The 944-nt window shown below is 43.5% G+C and carries 1 protein-coding gene; it reads right to left on the bottom strand.

Translation table 11 applies throughout. The annotated features are described in order from the left end of the window. Positions 1–97: 97 nt before the first annotated feature. On the bottom strand, positions 98–944 hold an 847-nt coding region (locus tag D0S45_20510; protein TIH07872.1), incomplete at its 5' end, for a hypothetical protein.

Raw genomic sequence — 944 nt, 5'->3', positions numbered from 1 at the left:
AATTGACGATTTATTCGAGAAAATGTGTCCGGATATCGTATACGATCGTCACATCTATATGAGTTCCTCTAATCTAATATGCGTTTTACTTACTTACTTACTTACGCCTGTTACTCCTCGTGAAGGAGCATAGGCCGCTCACCAGCATTCTCCATCCAACCCTGTCCTGGGCAATCCTTTCTAGCTCCGTCCAGTTGTAATTCATCCTTTTCATATCTGCTTCTATTATCCGACGCAATGTGTTCTTTGGCCTTCCTCTTTTTCGCTTCCCTTCAGGATTCCAAGTTAGGGCTTGCCTCGTGATGCAGTTTGACGATTTGCGTAATGTATGTCCTATCCATTTCCATCGTCTTTTCCTAATTTCCTCTTCAGCTGGAAGTTGGTTTGTTCTCTCCCACAGAAGGCTATTGCTGATGGTATCCGGCCAATGGATGTTGAGTATCTTGCGTAGACAGCTATTTATAAATACTTGTACTTTCTTGATTGTGGTTGTTGTAGTTCTCCAAGTTTCAGCTCCATACAGTAGAACTGCCTTGACGTTCGTATTGAAGATTCTCACTTTGATATTGGTTGAAAGTTGTTTTGAGTTCCATATGTTCTTCAATTGTAGGAATGCGGCCCTTGCTTTGCCAATCCTCGCCTTTACGTCTGCATCTGAACCTCCATGTCTATCGACGATGCTTCCCAGATATGTGAAGGATTCTACATCTTCCAGAGTTTCGCCATCAAGGGTGATTGGATTGCTGTTCTCCGCTTTGAATTTGAGGACCTTGGTTTTCCCTTTGTGTATACTGAGGCCTACTGATGCAGAGACTGCTGCTACACTGTCTGTCTTCATCTGCATCTGTTCGTGTGTACGTGGTAGGAGGGCTAGGTCATCTGCGAAGTCCAAATCGTCTAATTGATTCTGAGCTGTCCATTGTATGCCGTATTTTCCTTCAGAT

This window comes from Marinifilum sp. JC120 (assembly GCA_004923195.1).
In the GTDB taxonomy this organism is placed as follows: domain Bacteria; phylum Desulfobacterota; class Desulfovibrionia; order Desulfovibrionales; family Desulfovibrionaceae; genus Maridesulfovibrio.
Note: the sequence above shows the minus strand (reverse complement) of the source record. Positions and strands in the feature narration are given on the sequence as shown.